At 68.8% G+C, this 17,857-nt stretch carries 16 protein-coding genes and 2 pseudogenes; 2 read left to right on the forward strand and 16 right to left on the reverse strand.

Going from position 1 to position 17,857, the window contains the following annotated elements; translation table 11 throughout:
* Positions 1-20: 20 nt before the first annotated feature.
* The 16 genes from ASE58_RS04700 to ASE58_RS04775 all read right to left on the reverse strand — a co-directional run bounded on the left by ASE58_RS04700 (position 21) and on the right by ASE58_RS04775 (position 15,292).
* Entirely contained in the window at positions 21-1,148 is a 1,128-nt protein-coding gene (locus tag ASE58_RS04700) for an EscU/YscU/HrcU family type III secretion system export apparatus switch protein (protein ID WP_055758390.1), read from the reverse strand.
* The gene (fliR, locus tag ASE58_RS04705) at positions 1,145-1,927 is read right to left on the reverse strand and encodes a flagellar biosynthetic protein FliR (RefSeq protein WP_055818373.1); all 783 of its coding nucleotides are present in this window, start codon (positions 1,925-1,927) and stop codon (positions 1,145-1,147) included. Before fliR ends, ASE58_RS04700 begins: the two co-directional genes overlap by 4 nt.
* Positions 1,928-2,195: 268 nt before the next feature.
* Positions 2,196-2,465 carry a flagellar biosynthesis protein FliQ gene (gene fliQ, locus ASE58_RS04710; RefSeq protein WP_055758396.1) on the reverse strand — a complete coding sequence of 90 codons (270 nt, stop codon included), beginning with the start codon at positions 2,463-2,465 and terminating at the stop codon, positions 2,196-2,198.
* Between the two features lie 4 nt (positions 2,466-2,469).
* A complete protein-coding gene (gene fliP, locus ASE58_RS04715) occupies positions 2,470-3,219 on the reverse strand; it encodes a flagellar type III secretion system pore protein FliP (protein ID WP_055819494.1) in 750 nt (249 codons plus the stop codon).
* Between the two features lie 185 nt (positions 3,220-3,404).
* Positions 3,405-3,659, reverse strand: a complete 255-nt coding sequence (locus tag ASE58_RS04720) for a FliO/MopB family protein (RefSeq protein WP_055758399.1) — start codon at positions 3,657-3,659, stop codon at positions 3,405-3,407.
* A complete protein-coding gene (gene fliN, locus ASE58_RS04725) occupies positions 3,659-3,955 on the reverse strand; it encodes a flagellar motor switch protein FliN (RefSeq protein ID WP_055758402.1) in 297 nt (98 codons plus the stop codon). The genes ASE58_RS04720 and fliN overlap by 1 nt, the downstream gene beginning before the upstream one ends.
* A complete protein-coding gene (locus ASE58_RS04730) occupies positions 3,952-4,905 on the reverse strand; it encodes a flagellar motor switch protein FliM (RefSeq protein ID WP_055758405.1) in 954 nt (317 codons plus the stop codon). Before ASE58_RS04730 ends, fliN begins: the two co-directional genes overlap by 4 nt.
* Positions 4,906-4,911: 6 nt before the next feature.
* Positions 4,912-5,592 carry a flagellar basal body-associated FliL family protein gene (locus ASE58_RS04735; RefSeq protein WP_055818374.1) on the reverse strand — a complete coding sequence of 227 codons (681 nt, stop codon included), beginning with the start codon at positions 5,590-5,592 and terminating at the stop codon, positions 4,912-4,914.
* Between the two features lie 11 nt (positions 5,593-5,603).
* Positions 5,604-8,405: a flagellar hook-length control protein FliK gene (locus ASE58_RS04740; RefSeq protein WP_156347616.1), complete on the reverse strand. Its 2,802-nt coding sequence runs from the start codon at positions 8,403-8,405 to the stop codon at positions 5,604-5,606.
* A 32-nt stretch (positions 8,406-8,437) separates the two neighbouring features.
* The gene (locus ASE58_RS04745) at positions 8,438-8,866 is read right to left on the reverse strand and encodes a hypothetical protein (RefSeq protein WP_235511824.1); all 429 of its coding nucleotides are present in this window, start codon (positions 8,864-8,866) and stop codon (positions 8,438-8,440) included.
* Positions 8,859-10,187: a FliI/YscN family ATPase gene (locus ASE58_RS04750; protein WP_055758417.1), complete on the reverse strand. Its 1,329-nt coding sequence runs from the start codon at positions 10,185-10,187 to the stop codon at positions 8,859-8,861. The genes ASE58_RS04745 and ASE58_RS04750 overlap by 8 nt, the downstream gene beginning before the upstream one ends.
* On the reverse strand, positions 10,187-10,948 hold the full coding sequence (locus ASE58_RS04755) for a FliH/SctL family protein (RefSeq protein WP_055818378.1): 762 nt from the start codon (positions 10,946-10,948) through the stop codon (positions 10,187-10,189). Before ASE58_RS04755 ends, ASE58_RS04750 begins: the two co-directional genes overlap by 1 nt.
* Entirely contained in the window at positions 10,941-11,948 is a 1,008-nt protein-coding gene (fliG, locus tag ASE58_RS04760) for a flagellar motor switch protein FliG (protein ID WP_055818381.1), read from the reverse strand. Before fliG ends, ASE58_RS04755 begins: the two co-directional genes overlap by 8 nt.
* Positions 11,945-13,636 carry a flagellar basal-body MS-ring/collar protein FliF gene (gene fliF, locus ASE58_RS04765; protein WP_055818383.1) on the reverse strand — a complete coding sequence of 564 codons (1,692 nt, stop codon included), beginning with the start codon at positions 13,634-13,636 and terminating at the stop codon, positions 11,945-11,947. Before fliF ends, fliG begins: the two co-directional genes overlap by 4 nt.
* 1 nt (position 13,637) lies before the next feature.
* Positions 13,638-14,003: a flagellar hook-basal body complex protein FliE gene (gene fliE, locus ASE58_RS04770; protein ID WP_055818385.1), complete on the reverse strand. Its 366-nt coding sequence runs from the start codon at positions 14,001-14,003 to the stop codon at positions 13,638-13,640.
* A complete protein-coding gene (locus tag ASE58_RS04775) occupies positions 14,000-15,292 on the reverse strand; it encodes a sigma 54-interacting transcriptional regulator (RefSeq protein ID WP_055759283.1) in 1,293 nt (430 codons plus the stop codon). Before ASE58_RS04775 ends, fliE begins: the two co-directional genes overlap by 4 nt.
* A gap of 245 nt (positions 15,293-15,537) precedes the next feature.
* Between ASE58_RS04775 and ASE58_RS18285 the strand changes: the two are divergent.
* Positions 15,538-16,419: pseudogene (locus tag ASE58_RS18285) on the forward strand (flagellin N-terminal helical domain-containing protein); the annotation flags it as partial.
* 849 nt (positions 16,420-17,268) lie between these two features.
* Positions 17,269-17,520 (forward strand): annotated as a pseudogene (locus ASE58_RS18290) (flagellin); the annotation flags it as partial.
* Positions 17,521-17,857: the final 337 nt, after the last annotated feature.

Consider the following 17,857-nt stretch of genomic DNA (forward strand, 5'->3'; position numbering starts at 1 on the left):
CGGCACGGGCGGCCAAATCTTTAAGGGTTTTTTACCGCCAGATTGCCGTTTTCATCGTAGCGCGCTTCCTCCGGCACGGTCACCGGCGGCTGGATGCCGCCCGCCTGCCGGTTGACGCCCATCACGAACGCCAGAACGGTCGCGATGGCGAGGTACAGGTCGTCGCGAATCTCCTGGCCCTGCTTGCTGGTGTAATAGACCGCACGGGCGAGCTGCGGATATTCGAGCATCGGGATCTTCGCTTCCGCCGCCAGTTCGCGGATCGCCATCGCGGTCGCGCCGCGCCCCTTGGCCACCACCACCGGCACCTGATCGCGGCCATGGTCGTAGCGTAGCGCGACCGCGAAGTGCGTCGGGTTGGTCAGCACGACCTGCGCCTCGCCCACCGCCGCCTTGAAACCGCCCTTCAAAATATCGTGGCGACGCTGGCGGATCTGCGCCTTCACATGCGGATCGCCGTCGCTTTCCTTATGCTCGTCGCGCACCTCCTGCTTGGTCATCTGCAACCGCTGCATCCGCTGGAAGATCGCCAGCGGCACGTCGAGGCCCGCGATCAGCACCAGCCCGCCGGCCATCACGAACAACAGCGTCAGGAACGTGCCGCCCAGGTCGCCGACCGCCTGGTCGACGTTCGACGATACCAGGCCGACCGAACTGATCGCCGCCTTCTTCAGCATGACATAGCCGATGGCACCCAGCAGGATGACCTTCAGCAGCGACTTGCCCAGCTCGATCCAGCCCTGCGTGCCGAAGATGCGCTTCATCCCCGATGCCGGGTTGATCCGCGACCCCTTGGGCGCCAGCGCCCCGCCGTTGAAGCGGATGCCGGTCAGCCCGGCCTGCGCCAGGATGCTGGCCGAGACGGCCAGCGCGAGGATGCCGCCCAGCGACGGCAACAGCTTCCACCCCGCCTCGATCAGCGGACGCCACGGCTGGAAATCCTCGACGTCGGCCCGGCCGAAGCGGAAACTGGCGGTCATGATCGCCTTGCACGCCCCGACTAGCGAGGGGCCGAGCAACGCGAGCCAGGCACACCCGGCCAGGATCACCAGCGCCGCGCCCAGCTCCTTGGACTTGAGGACGTCGCCATCTTCGCGCGCCTTGTCGAGGCGCTTCTGGGTTGGGCTTTCGGTTTTGTCCTCGCTCAACGCACGCCTCCCAGCACCAGCGTATTGGCGGCGTCCAGCGCCTCCTGCACGATGACCAGCATATAATCGGTCATCGCGGGCAGCGCGACGAACAAGGCGACGACCCCGACGAACAGGCTGGCGGGCAGCCCGACTGCAAACAGGTTGAGTGCGGGGGCCGAGCGCGACAGCATCCCCATGACGAGGTTGAGGCACAGCAGCAGGAACCCGACCGGCAGCGCAAGCAGCAGCCCCGACAGGAACGCATAGCCGCCGAAGATCGCGATATTCTCCAGCTTGGCCGCGCTCAGCCACGCCGCGCCCGGCGGCAGCAATTCATAGGAGCGCACGATCAGGTCGATCAGCAGCAGATGCCCGTCGAGCGACAGGAACAGCAAGGTCAGCAGCACCGACAGGAAGGTGCCGAGCGCCGGGCTCTGCGCGCCGTTCTGCGGATCGACCATCGCCGCAAAGCCGATGCCCATCGAAATGCCGATGATCTCGGCGGCGATGACCGGCGCGGCAAACGCGATCTGCAGGACAAAACCGATGGCGAGCCCCACCAGCCCTTCGGCGGCGATGCTGAGGATGGTGGTGACCGAAAAAATGTCGGCCGGAATGGCGAAGGGCTGCGCCTTCAGCACCAGTACCGCGATCGCGCCCGACAGCAGCACCCGCACCTGCACCGGCATCGCCACCGCGCCGAACACGGGGGCGACGATGAACGCCGCGCCGATGCGGACCATGGTGAAGAGCAGCGCCCAGAGCTGCGGCTCGACCGACAGGCCGAAGCCTAGCATGGGGCGGGTGTCCGCGACGCTACCCGCATACTCCACCGTACCCCCGCGCAGGCGGGGGCCCAGAGCCACGAATGCCGCCGCCCGCGACCCTGGACCCCTGCTTGCGCGGCGGTCCGGCACGTGGCGAGCCAACTGCCAGCCAACCCCCCTTCGTCATTCCGGCGAAGGCCGAAATCCATTGTGTCGGACGCTATCGATGACGCGCAACTGTCCCCCCCTCCATGGATTCCGGCCTCCGCCGGAATGACGGAAGGAGTGCAAACGATCGTCACCGCACCAGATCCGGAATCCGCTCGAAGATACTCGTCGTGAAATCGCTGAGCAGCCCGAGGATCATCCCCCCGAACACCGCCAGGCTGATGCCGACCACCGCCAGCTTCGGCACGAACGATAGCGTCTGTTCGTTGATCGACGTCGCCGCCTGGATCATGCCGAGGATCAGCCCGCTGAGCAGCGCCGGAATCAGGATGGGTGCGGCGACCAGTGCCAGCACCCACATCGCTTCGCGCGCGACGGTCATGAAATAGCCTGCGTCCATGGCGTTACGTCCCGAAAGAGGCGGCAAGGCTGCCCATCGTCAATGCCCAGCCATCGACCAGCACGAACAGCAGCAACTTGAACGGCAGCGAGATGATCGTCGGCGACAGCATCATCATGCCGAGCGACATCAGGACCGTCGCCACCACCAGGTCGATGACGATGAAGGGGAGGAAGATCAGGAACGCGATCTGGAACGCGGTCTTGAGTTCGCTGGTGACGAAGGCGGGCAGCAGGATCGTGAACGGCGTGTCGGCGGGCGTCGCGATCGGGCCGATCTTGGCCATCTGCGCGAACATCGTCACGTCCTTGGTCCGGGTCTGCTTCAGCATGAATGCATGGAGCGGCAGGCTGGCCGCCTCGATCATCTGCGTCGAACTGATCTGCCCGGCGGCATAGGGCTTGATCGCCGTTTCGTTGATCCGCCCGATCACCGGCGACATGACAAACAGCGACAGGAACAGCGACAGGCCGATCAGCACCTGGTTCGGCGGCGTCTGTTGCAGGCCCAGCGCCTGGCGCAGCACCGCCAGCACGATGATGATCCGGGTAAAGCTGGTCATCATCAGCAGGATGCCGGGCAGGACCGACAACAGCCCCATGATGATGAGGATCTGCAGCGACAACGCCATCGGCGCGTCGTTGCCCCCCCCCAGCTGCCCCAGCGCACGGTCGAGCGCGTCGGCGGCCCCCGGCGTCGGCGCGGGCGCGGCGGGCACCCCTTGCGCCATCGCCGGTACCGCCAGGAACAGCATCAATGCGATGCCCAGCACCGCCAGCACGAGTTCGAACCGCCAGTGCGGCAGCGTGCGCGCGGGCCGGCGGACCTTGACGGTCTGCGCCGGCACGGTCGCCATCGTCCGCCGGCGCGCGGCGGCGATCGGCGACGGCCGATACCGCATCCGCGACAATACCGGCGCAATCTTCCCCCCCAGGACGCTCACTTGTCGCCCCGGTCCAGCAACGTGACCCCGTTACGGCTGACCGATACCAGCAGCAGCCGGTCGTCGAATTCCAGCACGGCGAGCTTCGTGCCGGTCGACACCATCATCGTCTCGCGCACCTTGACCAGCCGTTCGCCCTGATTGCCCGGCATCCGTGCTTCCAGCCGACGCCACAGATACAGGCAACCGATCATCAGCCCGCATACCAGCGGCAGCAGGATGACCAGCTTCAGGATGTACGACCACATCATCAGCGGCTGACCCGCTTGTCCGGGCTGACCAGCTCGGTCATGCGCACGCCGAAGCGGTCGCCGACGGTCACCACCTCGCCCCGCCCGATCAGCGTGCCGTTGACGAACACGTCGAGCAGCTCGTTGGCGGCACGGTCCAGCTCGATCACGCTCGATTCGCTCAGCGCCAGCAGTTCGCGCAGCGTCAGCTGCGTCGACCCGATCTCGACGGTCAGGCGGACATCGACATCCTGCAACAGCTTGAAATTGGCGGCGAGCGACGCTTCGGCGGGGAAGCCACCGGTCATCTCGTTCATTGGAATTCCTCTTCGAAACCGGGGTCGATGGAGTTGAGCTTGATCGCGGCCTGTCCGTTGGCGGTGCCGACCGTGCCGGTGCCCAGCCGCCGGTTGGCGACCCAGACGGGGACCTGCGGGCCAAAGCTGATCGGGATGATATCCCCCTCCTTCAGCTCCAGCAGCAGGGCGAGCGACACGACCGGTTCGGCCAGCACCGATCGCACCGGCAGCTTCACCGACATAACCGCACGCGTCAGGCCCGCCAGCCATTTGGGATCGGGCGCGCTCTTGCCGTGCACCTTGGTCGACAGCTGCGGGGCATGGGGCTTCAGCGCGGCGACGGGATAGAGGATGTCGATGAAGGTCGGCTCCGCATCGCCCACCGCGATGCCGAACCGGGTCGCGATCACCGCGTCCTCGCCATCGATCGCGCCCATCATCGCCGGGTTCGATTCGGGGTTGCCGGGTTCGAAGCCGATGCCGGCCAGCGGACCCCACGCCTCGCTCAGCGGCTGGGCGATCGCGCCTGCCAGCCGCCGCAGCATCGCCTCGGCCGCCGGCGAGAATTCGATCGGCAGCGGGGCGGGGGCCTCGCCGAACCCGCCAAAGAAGATATCGAGCACTTCGAGCAGGAACGCGCCGTCGAACACGATGATCGCCGGGCTTCCCCCGGTCGACAGCGTCATCGGCACCCATCCGGTCAGCCGGTCCTTGCGCCGCGCCTGCACATAGCCCGCGAATCGATCGACCTCGACCGGTTCGGACCAGCTGCGCACGCCCCGGCGCAGCAGCGGTTCGAACACCTGCCGCAGCGATCGCGCCATCCGTGCCGACAGATGCTCCAGCGCGTGGAGATCGCCGAACGGATTCAGGTTCGCCGCGCCCAGCGTGGGCACGTGCGACGCCGGGGCCGTCCGGCGGGCCCGTTCGCGGCGCTCGGGCGCGGAGGTGGATGGCGCGTTAACCATGCACGTTTACTGAACGACAAATTGGGTAAAATAAACGTTACCGACGCCGCCAAAGCCCTCTTTCTGCTCCAAAGTGTCGTTGATCGCCTTTTTGATGCGCAGCGACAGCTGTTTCTTACCCTCGGCGGTGAACACCTGGTCCTCGGTGGTCTCGCCCAGCGCCAGCAGGATCGCCGAGCGAATCGCGATTTCATGGGTCTTCAGGTTGTCGAGCACCTTGTGGTCGTACGACGTCGAGATGGCGATGCCGACCTGGATGAAGTGCGTGCTGTCGGTCAGGTTGGAGGTGAACTCCTTGTCCATCGCGTAATAGCTCGACGCATAGCGGTCGCCGCCTTCCATCTCGGGCGTCGGGCGGCCGCCCTCGCCGTTGTTGGCCGCCGCGTCACCGCCGCCTTCGCCGCCACCCTCACCGCCGCCGCCGCCTTCGCCACCGCCTTCACCGCCGGCGGCGCTGGCCTTCACTTCCTCGGACTTGGGGACCAGCTTGGGCAGGTCCTTCTTGACCGCCTCATGCTCGCCTTCCTTGGCGTGCCCGCCGCCGATCAGGCCGGACGAGCTGGCATACAGCCCGGCACCGACGCCACCGCCCAGCAGGACGAGGACGCCGACCGCCATGACGATGATCTTGCCGAGCTTGCCCTTCTTCTTGGCCGGTTTTTCCTCCGGCGTGTCCTTGTCGCTCATGTCATACTTCCTCAGGCGATACGATCATCGGATCGGGTGGTTTGGGTATGGGCTTGGGTCGCCGGTCGCGGCGCGCGGGGGGCGGGGTTGCCCTGATCCTGCGCCTGCCGCTGCGACTGTTGCGATTGCGCTTGCGTGCCGACATCGACCTGCATCCCGCCCAGCTTCAGCCCGCGTGCCTCGGCCATCTGCACCAGGCGCGGCTGCGCCTCGGCTAGCAGGCGCCCGGCATCGGCATTGTCGCTGCTGAAGTGGACATGCAGCTTGCCGTCATCGCCGGTGCGGATCGCCACCTCGACATCGCCCAGCGCATCGGGCGACAGGCGGATGCGGGTTTCGCCGTTGTTCGTGCCGTTCGCGTCGCGCAGCGTCGTGATCCGGTCGATCATCCCCTCCACCCATTGCGGCTGGCGGGTGTCGAGCGTGGCGCTCGCGGCATGCGCGGTCGGCGCGACCGGACGCAATGTGGCAGCCTCCGGTGCCTGCGCGGCGCCGGTGGCCGGGACCGACAGGTCGTCGTCGCGCCGCACGCGAGGGGCAGGGGCGTCGCGATCGGTGAAGCCGGCATCGACCATCGGCGCTGGCGTCTGCACCGGCGCGGCGGCGACGCGCGTCACCTGCGGCATCGGCGCGGCGGCATGGCTCTCGTGCAGAACGGCCGGCGTGATGCCGTCTGTCTCAGGTGCCGGAGGCGTCTCATCGGACACCGGCGCGGTGGAGATCCGCGTAACCGGGGGGGCAACGGTGACCGGCTGCACGGTAGGCGCGGCGACCGGCACCACCGGCGCGGCAGCCTCGCCGGCGATCGGGATGCGCTCGGCGGCGGGACCGTCCGGGCGCGCGGTCGGTGCGCTCGCGGGTGCAGGCGCAGCCATCTCCCGCTCGGCCGGGATCGCAGCGGTCGGTGCGGTATCGTTGGCGAGAGGCGCGGTCGTCGTCGCAGCGGCGTGCACCGTCGGACGGGCGCGGACGACGCCATCGACTACCACCGGCGCTGGCACGGCCGCGTCCACCGGCAAAACCATGGGTGCGACCGGCACCGTCACCGGGCCGGCGGCGGGCGTCGCCTCGCGCTGACTCTGGGCGCGCAACACCTGTGGGATCGCTGTCGACAAATCGACCGGCACGGCATCGGCGACCTGCGGTGTCGCGTTGGTAGCCGGCGCGAACGCGTCGACCGTGACCGGAGTGCTTACCGCACCGGCATCCGATAGTGTCGTCGCGGCGGGCACGATGCTCGGCGTGGCCGATGCTGCTGGCGTGGCGGGTACGGCCGCAGCTGCGAGCGCCGGCATGGCCGATGGCCTGATCGACGGCGCGTCCAGCACGACCGCTGGTGCGACGCTCGACATGGCAGGCTTGGCCGTCGTCGCATCGGACGCGATGGACGGCGCAGCGGTCGGGATGGTTGGCGTGACCAGTGACTTGTTTGGCGTCGCAGCGGGCGCGACGATCGGCGCTGCGATCGGGTCGGTTGGCGTGACCGGTAGCTTGGTCGGCGTCGCAGCGGGTGTGACGGTCGACGCCGCGATCGAGTCGGTTGGCGCGGTCAGAGGCTTGTTCGGCACGACATTCGGCGCGAACGTCGATTCAGCGGTCGGAACGGCTGGCGTGACCAGTGGCGTGCTCAACGTCGCAGCGGGCGCGACGGTTGGCACCGCGATCGGTACGGTTTGCATGACCGATGGCTTGGGCGGTGTCGCACTCGGTGCGACGGTCGGCGCAGCGCTAGAGATGGTTGGCTTTGCCGATGTCGTATCAGCCGCGATAGCCGGCGTGGCGGTTTGGATGGCTGGCTTGGTAGACGCTGCGCCGGGCACCGCACGCGACATGACCGGCACCACAGAGGGCGCGGTCGTCTGCGCGGCCGGCATCCTGGCCATGCGCGGGGCGGCCTGCGGTTGGTCGGGCCGCGCTATGTCGTCGGCCTGTTGCTGCACGACGATATGCGCCGTCACGACCGTATCGGTGGCGAGCGGCGTCACCGTCCCGTTTGCCGGCGCGGCACGGGCGACAGGCGTCCTATCGGGGATCTGCGTGGCGACGGGCGCGGGGCGGGCGATCGGGGCGGGCGTCTCGGTGCGCTTCGCCATGCGCATCGGCGGCGCTCCGGCGGGGGTGGGGGCGGTGGCAACGACCTGTCCGTCCTCGATCACCAGCGCAGCCGCCGGCTTGGCATCATCGTCCGGCACGACGGGCGGGGTCGGGGGGAGGGCGACAAGGATCGCCTCGGCCGGATGCGGCACGACTGCCGGCGCGACGACGATCGACGGCGGCGTGGCAGCATCATCGCCGTTCTCGCTCTCGCCGGGCGGCGGCGCATCGCTCGATGGGGTTGGTTCGGCCCGCTTCACGCGTGGCGGGAGCGGGGCGAAGCGCACCGGTACCGGCAGTTGCAGCGTCGCGCGGGTCGCCACATCCTCGGCACGCGGCGGGGTGGCGGCGGCTTCCTCGTCGGGCAGTATGCCGGCCAGCGCGCCGACGACCGCCGTCGCGGCCAGCACCGGCGCGACCTGCGCCACGATCGGCGCATCGGCCTCCTGCGTCAGCATCAGCACCGCCTCGGTCGCCGATACCGGTAGCGGCGGGGCCACCGCCGGCACCGCCTCGACCGGCAGGACCGCCGCGGCAGGCATTACCGGCAAGGGGTTGCCGGTCGGGGCAGCCGCCTGCCGCTCACCCGGAACCGCATCCCCCGCCGGCACCATCCCCGCGATCAACGCGGCAAAGTCGCCCGCCCCCGACGCGCCAAGCGGCAGCGTCTGCATCGCAAGCGGGGAGGTGGTGCTGGAAAGGGCCGAGAGCAATTGCATGGGTCGATCCGTCAAAGCGTTCGACCGGTCGATCAGCAAGGATCGTGCCGATTGAGACGGCGCACCGGCGGTGCATTCTCCAGCGCGCGCAATTCACGCAGCGCACGGGCGGCATGGGCGCGCTCCAGCAGCTTTTCGACCGCGCTCTGGTCGCGCTTGGCGGCCATCGTCGCGGACTTTGCGCGGGTGAGCCCGTCATCGGCCTGCGCCACGCGGTGTTCGACGACCCGCGCGGTGGCGTGGAGTTTCTCGCGATAATGGGCGGCGGCGCCCAGCGTCTGCGCGCTGGCGCTGGGCGTGGGTACCGGCGACACCGCCTGCGCCAGATGGAGGATGCGGTCGCGCAGCGCGATCTCTTCCGCCACGCGGGCGGCGGCGCGCGCTTCCTCGGCCTGGGTCAGATTGAGCTGCATGGTCCGCACGCGCAGCACGCGCGCCAGGCGCTTGGCCTTGTCAGACACCGAACACCCCCACCAGTTCGGCAACGGCATCGTCCAGCGACACTACCTCGTCCGAATCCTGCTTCACATATTCCATGACCGCGGGATGCGCCGCCAGCGCGCCGTCGATCGCCGGATCGGTGCCAGGGCGATACGCACCCATCAGCACCAGATCGCGATTTTCCTCGTACGTCGCCAGATGCCGGCGCAGCACGCGCGCGGCGGCCAGATGCGGCTTGTCGGCAATGTCCGTCATCACGCGGCTGACCGACGGCCCCAGGTCGATTGCAGGATAGACGCCGCGCTCGGCCAGTTGCCGGCTCAGCACGATATGCCCGTCGAGAATCGACCGCGCCGAATCCACCACCGGATCGCTATTGTCGTCGCCATCTGCCAGCACGGTATAGATCGCGGTGATCGACCCGCCGGTGCGCACGCACGTGCCCGCCCGCTCGATCAGCCCCGGCAGCATCGCGATGGCCGACGGCGGATAGCCGCGCGCCGACGCCGGCTCGCCCAGCGCGAGGCCGATCTCGCGACCGGCATGGGCCACGCGGGTCAGCGAATCGATGATGAGCAGGACCTTCTTGCCCTGTTCGCGAAACGCCTCGGCAATCGCGGTTGCCCGCAAAGCGCCGCGAATGCGCAGCACCGGCGAATGGTTGGCCGGCACCGCGACCACGACCGACCGCGCCCGCGCATCGCCCTTCAGCTTGGTTTCGAGGAAATCGGAAACCTCGCGGCTGCGCTCGCCGATCAGGCCGACGACGATCACGTCCGCCTTGGCCGCGCGGACCATCATGCCCAGCAGAACCGACTTGCCGACGCCCGACCCTGCCATGATCCCGACGCGCTGGCCCTGACCGATGGTCAGCAGCCCGTTGATCGCGCGCACGCCGACGTCCATCGGTTCGAGCACGCGGCCCCGGTCCAGCGGCGACTGGATACGCCCGGCCAGCGGCCAGCGAGTGGCACCCCGGATCGGGCCCTTGCCGTCGATCGGCTTGCCCGCGCCATCGACCACCCGGCCCAGCATCGCCTCGCCCACCTCGGCCTCGCCCGGCTTGTCGCCCGGTCGCACCAGCGCACCGGGGAGGAGGGGGGCCGGGCCGCCCAGGTTCATCATCAGCGTCCGACCGTTGCGAAACCCGATCGCCTCCGCCTCGACATGGCCGCCATCGCCGGTGCCGACCTGGCACACGGTGCCGACCGGCAGCGACAGCCCGACCGCTTCCATCAACAGCCCGTCATAGCTGGCGAGCTTGCCCGCCACCCGCGCGCGCGGGCGGAAATCGGTGGGGGCGAGGGCACCCAGATAATCATCGGCGAAACGGTTGAGCATCAGCGCGGCACCTGCACGGTTTCGATCACGGCACCCAGCTGTTCCAGCCAGAGCGACGGACCATCCTCGACCACGGTCGAGGCGGATTCGAGGATGAAGCCGCCGCGCTCGACATGGGCGTCGGCGACGGCAAACACCGCCTTGGGCAGCTTGCCCTCGACCAGCGGCATGTCGGCTTCGTGCATCCGGAGGATCGCCGATTCCGCGCCATCGGCCAGCAGGTCGGCGGCGGCGTCGATCCGTTCGACCAGGTGGTTGGCCGACACGCCGACCTCCCCCACGATCTGGCGCACCAGCGTCAGCACGGTCTGGCGCAGCCGCGCGGCCATCGCCTCGCGGTCGATATGCGTCGCAGTGCCCAGCGCATCGGCCAGCTTGGCGAGCAGCGCATGGTGGCGCGCGGTGTCGGACTGGCTGGCGGCGGCAGCGGCGGCCAGCCCCTCGGCAAAGCCCGCCGCATGCGCCTCGGTCACCGGGTCCAATGGCGACGCCACCTCGTCGACCACGGTCGAGAACGGGTCCCAGCCCTCGGTCGGGTTGGCATCGGGATCGGCCGGGCGGAAATGCTTGGGGCCGGTGGGCTGTGCGGCACCGGCGGCGACACCGAAATCGGCCGGGCGCACCGGCACGACGCCGGTCGCCGCGAACGGATCGGGCGCGCCGAACGCGCGGGCCAGGATATCGGCCGCCGCGACATGGCGGCTGGCGAAGCCGGCGACGAAGCCGCAGGCGGACGTCGGGGAGGTGGCGCTCTCAAACATAATCGTCGTCGCCGCCGCCCATCATGATCGTTCCGTCCTTGGCCAGCTGGCGCGCGACGGTGATGACGCCCTTCTGCGCGTCGAGCACCTCGGCCAGCTTCATGGGACCGCGTGCCTCCATCTCGTCGCGGATGCCGTCGGCGGCGCGCGCCGACATGCAGCCGAGGAACCGGCCGCGCGCATTCTCGTCCACGCCCTTCAGCGCGCGTACCAGCAGGTCGCTGTCGACGTTGCGGATCAGCACGCCCAGATTCTTGTCGTCCATCTCCAGCAGGTTGTCGAAGACGAACAGCTGGTCCTCGATCTGGCGGGCGATGTCGCGGTCGATCTTGGCCAGCTTCGGCATGACCCGCGTCTCGGTCGCCTTGCGGCCCGACGACAGGATCTTGGCGGCATCCTTCGCCCCGCCCAGCTGTACGCCGGTCCCGCTGGAACGGCCGGTCGACCGGCGCGTCAGCATCGACTTCAGCGTGTCGATCGCCTCGGGCGTGATCGGCCCCAGCTTGGCGATGCGGTGCAGGATCTGCGGCTGCGATGCCTCGGGCAGCCCCTCCAGCACCTGCGCCGCGACGCCCGGCTCGAGATTGGCGAGCAGGACGGCGGCGATCTGCGGATGCTCGTCCTTGATGAGGCTGACGATCTCGGCCGCATCCATCCAGTCGAGCAGCTCGATCTGGCACGCGGTCTCGACCGGCGTGATCCGGGCGAGCACGCTCTCGGCCTTGTCGGCGCCCAGCGCCCGGTTCATCACCTGTTCGATATGCGGGCGCGGGTCGAAGCCGACCGTGGTGCGCTCGCGGGCCTTTTCGACGAAATCGTCGAGGACCACCGACACCTCGTCCTCGCTGACATCGGCGACGCTGAACATCGCCTTGCCCAGCTGCTGGACCTCTTCGGGTTCCAGCTTCTGCAGGATCGCGGCGGCTTCCTCCTCGCCGACCAGCATCATCAGGACGGCGGCGCGTTCGACGCCGGTCTGGATACGGACGGGGGCGTTCACGACTTGGCGTCCGACTGGATCATGTCACGGATGGCAAGCGCGGCGCGCGTCGGATTGTCGCGGGTGAAGCCGCGGACCAGCCCGACCCGGTCGTCATACCCCTGCGCGGTTTCCAGCATCGCCATGCTGACCGGTTCCGGCCCGGCGGGGGCGGTCAGCGCGGCCTGCTGCGCGGCTTCGGCGGCGGCGGCGCGGGCGGTCTCGGCGGCGGCGTCGGCCTTGCGCTTCTCGTTGATCGCCTTGACCATCGGGCGGACGCCCATGAACAGCACCAGCAGCGCGATGACGAGTGCGGTGCCGTTGCGGGCGGCCAGCGGTACCCAGTCGGCATCGTACCACGGGCGGGCGACATCGGTCGCGGTCGCATCGGGCGAGAATTTCCGGCTGATGACCGTCACCGTGTCCTGGCGCTGCTGGTTATAACCGACCGCCGCCTTCACCAGATCGTTGATCTGCTGGATTTCGGCCGGGGTGCGCGGCTTGGCCCCTTCGGGTTCGCGCAGCAGCACGGCGACCGACAGGCGACGGATCGATCCCGGCGCCGCGCGGGTCACCGACACTTCCTTGCCCAGGTCATAGGCGCGGTTGAAATTCTCGCTGGTCTTGACCGGCGGGGTGGCGCCCGGCGCGGTTCCGGGCTGGACCGTGGCACCGGCGGGGCCGGGGGTCGCGGTCGCCAGCGTCGATGCGGCAGGCGGCGTGTTGCTCAGCGCGCCGGGGATGCCGCCGGGGGTCGTCTCGCCGGGGGTATTGCCCTGCCAATTGCCCTGTTCGGCGCGCACCACCCCCTGCTTGTCATAGCTTTCGCGCGTCGCCTGGCTCTGGTCCAGATCGACATCGGCCTGAATCTCGGCCGAGAAATTGCCGGCACCCAGCAGCGGGGTCAGCAGCGTGTTGAGCTGCGCGCGATACTTGTCCTCGATCCGGCGCTGGTAATCGATCCGCTCGTCGGAAAGGGTCGATCCCTCGCTGCCATCGGTCGGCTTGCTCAGCAGCGCGCCCATCTGGTCGATGATCGTCACCTGGTCGGCCTTCATCCCCGGCACCGAGGAGGCGACGAGGTTGACGATCGAGCGGACCTGCGCCTGCGTCAGGCTGCGGCCCGGTTCCAGCCGGACGATGACCGAAGCGGACGGCTGCGCATTGTCGCGCACGAACACCGAGGATTCAGGCATCGCGAGGTGGACGCGGGCGTCCGCCACCGACTCGATCTCGCCGATCGACTTGGCCAGTTCGGTCTCGCGCGCCTGGCGCAGCCGTTCGCCCTCGACGGCGCGACTGACACCCATCGGCAGCTGGTCGAGGATCGCATAGCCCCCCGGCGCGGCCTTCGGCAGGCCTTGGCCGGCCAGCAGGATACGCGCGCGGTGATAATCGTCCTCGGCGACGGTGATCCCGCCCGAATCATCGACATGGCTGGTGATCTTCGCCGCGCCCAGCGCATCGACGACCGCCTGCTTGTCGCTGTCGGGCAGCTGCGGGAACAACGTGCGCTGCGGCGGGGTGGCCAGTGCCATCCATGCGAGCGCCGCCGACAGCACCAGCCCGACGATGAAGATCATCGGCAGGCTGCGCTTGACGGCGGGGTTCTTCATGATCCCGCCAATCTGGGTCAGCGGGTTGGCGAACTTGGTCGCGGGGGCGGCGGGAACGCCGCCTGCACCGGTGGTGGCGAGAGCGTTTTCCATATCAGACCGGCATGCTCATGATGTCCTTGTAGGCGGACAAGAGTTTGTTCCTGACCTGCATCGTGGCTTCGAAGCCGACCGATGCCTGCTGGCGCGCCATCATCACCTTCGCGATGTCCACGGTCTCGCCGCGTTCATACATCGCCGACAATTCGCTCGCCTTGTTCTGCTGCGCGTTCACGCCCTTCAGCGCGTCGCCCATCGCCTCGACGAAGCTGGTCGGCTTCGCCGGTTCGGCCTGCACCGGGGCGGTCGCGACCTGCGCGTTCGCCTTCGACAGGGCCTGGTTCCGTTCGAGGATCTGCGCACGAAGCTGCATCACCCGGTCGACGCCCATCGCGCCGCCGACACCGCCGACGCCGCTCATGCCGACGCCGCCATCGATTGTGCGGCAGGTGCGACCAGAAGCTCGCCGGCCTCACGCGCCTTGGCGAGGCGGTAGCGCAGCGTACGCTCCGAAATCCCCAGCCGCCGCGCGGTCTCGATCCGGTTGCCGCCGCATTCCTCCAGCGTGCGGCGGATCGCCGCGAACTCGTGGATCTGCACGATGTTGGTCAGCGTCGCTGCCACCGGCTCCACCGCGCGGGGCGCGCTGGCGGTCGCGGCGACGTTGGCGGCGCTCGCCCGGTCGAACACGATGTCGTGCGCCTCGATGCGGTCGCCCATGCCCAGCAGCAGCGCGCGCTGGATCACATTCTCCAGCTCGCGGGCATTGCCCGGCCAGTCGTGGCGGCCGAGCAGCGCGAGCGCCTCGTCCGAAATCCACGGCAACGTGCCCCGCATGCCCGCGTGGCGCACGACCATCGCGGCGGCGAGCGCCGCGACATCGCCCGGCCGGTCGGCCAGTGCGCGGGTGCTGAGCGGAAAGACGCTGAGGCGGTAATACAGATCGGCGCGGAAGCGGCCGGCGGCCACCTCGTCCTGCAAATCGCGATTGGCGCAGGCGACGACGCGGACGTCGATCGCCTCGGCCTGGGTCGCGCCGATCGGCACGACCTCACGCTCCTGCAACACGCGCAGCAGCTTGGCCTGCAGCGGCAGCGGCATTTCCGCGATCTCGTCGAGCAGCAGCGTGCCGCCATGCGCCGCGCGGAAAAAGCCTTCGCCCGCCGCGCCGGCGCCGGTGAACGCGCCCTTCACATGGCCGAACAGCATCGCTTCCAGCATGGTTTCGGGGAGCGCGGCGCAGTTGATTGCGATGAACGGGCCGTCGGCGCGCGCGCTCTCGGCGTGGATGGTGCGGGCCAGCACTTCCTTGCCGGTGCCGGTCGGGCCGTTCACCAGCACGGTGATGTCGGCGGCGGCGACCCGGCGGGCGAGTGCCTGTAGCGCCAGGCTTTCCGGATCGGCGGCGACCGCCTCGTGCCGGCCGCACAGCAGCGCGGCGGCAAAGGCATGGGCCAGCTCGGTGTCGGCATGCGAATAGGACAGGCGGGCCGGGCGGCCCCCTTCGAACGGGGTCGCCGAGGCGGGGCCGTCGGCCAGGACCAGCGTGCGGGCCGCGATCGGCGGCACTTCGCCTTCCATCACCAGGAACACGTCGTTCGGCCCCGGCTTTTGTCCGGCATTGGCAAGGGCGAAGCCCTGCGCGCGCAGCGACGAAACCAGCGTGAACTTGGCGCCGAGCACGGCAGCGGATGGATAGATCGAGCGCATCGTTTCGGACATTCCCCCTGAACGGCACCCTTTTGCCGGCAAATGGTTAACGGCCGGTAAAATCCATCCCGATTCGGCTCTGTACTCCGCGTACGCCCTCGTACGCGCGCGAGGGCCGGGGGAGGGGCGGAACTTTTTTGCTTAATACCGCCCGATGCGTGCCGTTTCTCCGGGCAGCAGCTTCGATCCCGATCGTTTCAAGGGGGGACGCGGGGCGCTGGAAGTCACACTGGAGGACACACCCAATGACCGTCATCGGATCCAACATCGGATCGCTCCGCGCCGCCAACGCCTCGTCCGCCGCCAACGACGCCCTGAAGGCCTCGATGGAGCGCCTGTCGACCGGCAAGCGTATCAACTCGGCCAAGGACGACGCCGCCGGCCTCGCCATCGCCAGCCGCATGACCAGCCAGATCAAGACGATGGCCGTTGCCGCGCGCAACGCCAATGACGGCATCTCGATGGCGCAGACCGCCGAAGGCGCGCTGGGCGAAGTCACCAACATGCTGCAGCGCATGAAGGAACTCGCCGGCCAGGCCGCGAACGGCACGCTGGGTTCGGCGGAACGCAAGTCGCTCCAGTCGGAAGTCGGTCAGCTGACCGCGCAGATCAACGACATCGCGAACAAGACCAACTTCAACGGCATCAACCTGCTCGACGGCACGGTGAAGGCCGTAACGCTGCAGACCGGTTCGCAGGCCGGCCAGACCACCTCGGTCAGCCTCACCAGCACCTCGGCGACCGCGCTCGGCCTGAACGGCTACCGCGTCGAAGGCCAGGCGACCACCGGCCGTATCGACACCGCGACCGTCGCCGTCGGCGACGTGCAGCTGAACGGCAAGAATGCCCTCGGCACCGCCCTGACCGCTGCCGACGCGGAAACGACCGCCGCCAGCATCAACGCCAACACCGGCCAGACCGGCGTGTCGGCCAAGGCATACAACACCCTGTCGGGCGGCCCGATCTCGGCCGGCGGCATCACCGCGACCGGCAGCCTGACGATCGCCGTCGGCAGCGGCACGGGCGTCGACATCACCGGCGCCAATGGCCAGGAACTCGTCGACAAGATCAACCGCGACGTGGGCGGCGTGACCGCGCAGCTCGACAACGAAGGCAAGATCGTCCTGTCGAACGACACCGGCAAGTCGATCACCATCGGCGGCACGGCATCGGGCAAGGCCGGCTTCACCGCCGGCACCTATGGCGGCTTCGTCGCGCTCCAGAGCTCGACCGGCGAAGCAATCGACATCAAGCGCAGCGCGACCGGCTCCGCCGCCAGCCTGACCGCGCTCGGCCTGAACGAAACCACCGCCAATGAAGGCGTGAAGGGTTCGGCCGTCGGTGCGACCGCGCTCGCCGTCACCGACGACGTGAAGATCAACGGCGTCGCCGTCGGTGCATCGAACGACGCATCGGCCGCATCGAAGGCCGCCGCGATCAACGCCGTCAGCGACAAGTCGGGTGTCACCGCGACTGCGACGACGAAGGCGACCGTGTCGCTCGACTCGTCGAAGATCGTCGCTGCCAACACGCTGGTCATCAACGGTTCGACCGTGACGCTGAGCGATGCCGACGGCACGACCGGCATGTCGATGTCGGACGTGGTGAAGAACATCAACGATGCCGGCATCAGCGGCCTGGTCGCGTCGAGCGATGACAAGGGCAACCTGATCCTCACCTCGTCGACCGGCAACGACATCACGCTGAAGGACGGCACCGGCGGTACCTCGGCGGGCATGGTCATCGGCATGAAGGGCGATGACGGCGGCGGCTCGACCGGTGCGATCGGCACCGGCCTGACCCTGCGCGGTCGTGTCGAGCTGAAGTCGGACACCGGTGCGGAAATCCGTGTCGAAGGTTCGGACACCTCGCTCGCCAAGGTCGGCGTGTCGGCACAGGGCGGTTCGGCCGATACGGTCGGCGGCGCGCTGAACGTCTCGACCCAGGCGAATGCCGCCGTCGCGATGAACGCCATCGATAAGGCGCTCGACAAGGTTTCGTCGATCCGCGGCGACCTCGGTGCGGTCCAGAACCGTCTGCAGGTTACCGTCAACAACCTGACCACCACCTCGTCGAACCTGCAGGAAGCCCGCAGCCGCATCGAAGACACCGACTTCTCGGCGGAATCGACGGCGCTCGCCAAGGCGCAGATCCTCGGCCAGGCTTCGACCGCGATGCTCGCCCAGGCGAACCAGTCGCAGCAGGGCGTGCTGAAGCTGCTCGGCTAATCCCGGCTCCGCCGCCGCCGCTCCCCCTTGATGAAGGCGGTGGCGGCGGAACTCCCGGCGACGGGACCAGCCCCCGGTGACCCGATGTGGTCACCGGGGGTTTCGGCGTTTCCGGCGAATATGCAGACTCTATATATAGCGCACACCCAAAATCCTCCCCGCTGCGCGGGGAGGGGGACCATGCGCAGCATGGTGGAGGGGGGTGCCCGCAAACGAAACGCCGCCTTATTGCCGCACCCCTATCCGCGCGCAGGCGGGGAGCCAGGGTCCCCCTCGCAAAGACAGCACCCGATAACCCTGGGCCCCCGCCTGCGCGACGACCGCCCCGCTTTCCTAC

The organism is Sphingomonas sp. Leaf9, from assembly GCF_001421355.1.
Lineage (GTDB): Bacteria > Pseudomonadota > Alphaproteobacteria > Sphingomonadales > Sphingomonadaceae > Sphingomonas.

Bases quoted from the DNA above. Each gene is read 5' to 3' on its own strand.
- fliR (WP_055818373.1), bottom strand. From the start codon at position 1,927: ATGCTAGGCTTCGGCCTGTCGGTCGAGCCGCAGCTCTGGGCGCTGCTC.
- fliQ (WP_055758396.1), bottom strand. From the start codon at position 2,465: ATGGACGCAGGCTATTTCATGACCGTCGCGCGCGAAGCGATGTGGGTG.
- fliP (WP_055819494.1), bottom strand. From the start codon at position 3,219: ATGCTGTTCCTGGCGGTACCGGCGATGGCGCAAGGGGTGCCCGCCGCG.
- ASE58_RS04720 (WP_055758399.1), bottom strand. From the start codon at position 3,659: ATGATGTGGTCGTACATCCTGAAGCTGGTCATCCTGCTGCCGCTGGTA.
- fliN (WP_055758402.1), bottom strand. From the start codon at position 3,955: ATGAACGAGATGACCGGTGGCTTCCCCGCCGAAGCGTCGCTCGCCGCC.
- ASE58_RS04730 (WP_055758405.1), bottom strand. From the start codon at position 4,905: ATGGTTAACGCGCCATCCACCTCCGCGCCCGAGCGCCGCGAACGGGCC.
- ASE58_RS04735 (WP_055818374.1), bottom strand. From the start codon at position 5,592: ATGAGCGACAAGGACACGCCGGAGGAAAAACCGGCCAAGAAGAAGGGC.
- ASE58_RS04740 (WP_156347616.1), bottom strand. From the start codon at position 8,405: ATGCAATTGCTCTCGGCCCTTTCCAGCACCACCTCCCCGCTTGCGATG.
- ASE58_RS04750 (WP_055758417.1), bottom strand. From the start codon at position 10,187: ATGCTCAACCGTTTCGCCGATGATTATCTGGGTGCCCTCGCCCCCACC.
- ASE58_RS04755 (WP_055818378.1), bottom strand. From the start codon at position 10,948: ATGTTTGAGAGCGCCACCTCCCCGACGTCCGCCTGCGGCTTCGTCGCC.
- fliF (WP_055818383.1), bottom strand. From the start codon at position 13,636: ATGGAAAACGCTCTCGCCACCACCGGTGCAGGCGGCGTTCCCGCCGCC.
- fliE (WP_055818385.1), bottom strand. From the start codon at position 14,003: ATGAGCGGCGTCGGCGGTGTCGGCGGCGCGATGGGCGTCGACCGGGTG.
- ASE58_RS04775 (WP_055759283.1), bottom strand. From the start codon at position 15,292: ATGCGCTCGATCTATCCATCCGCTGCCGTGCTCGGCGCCAAGTTCACG.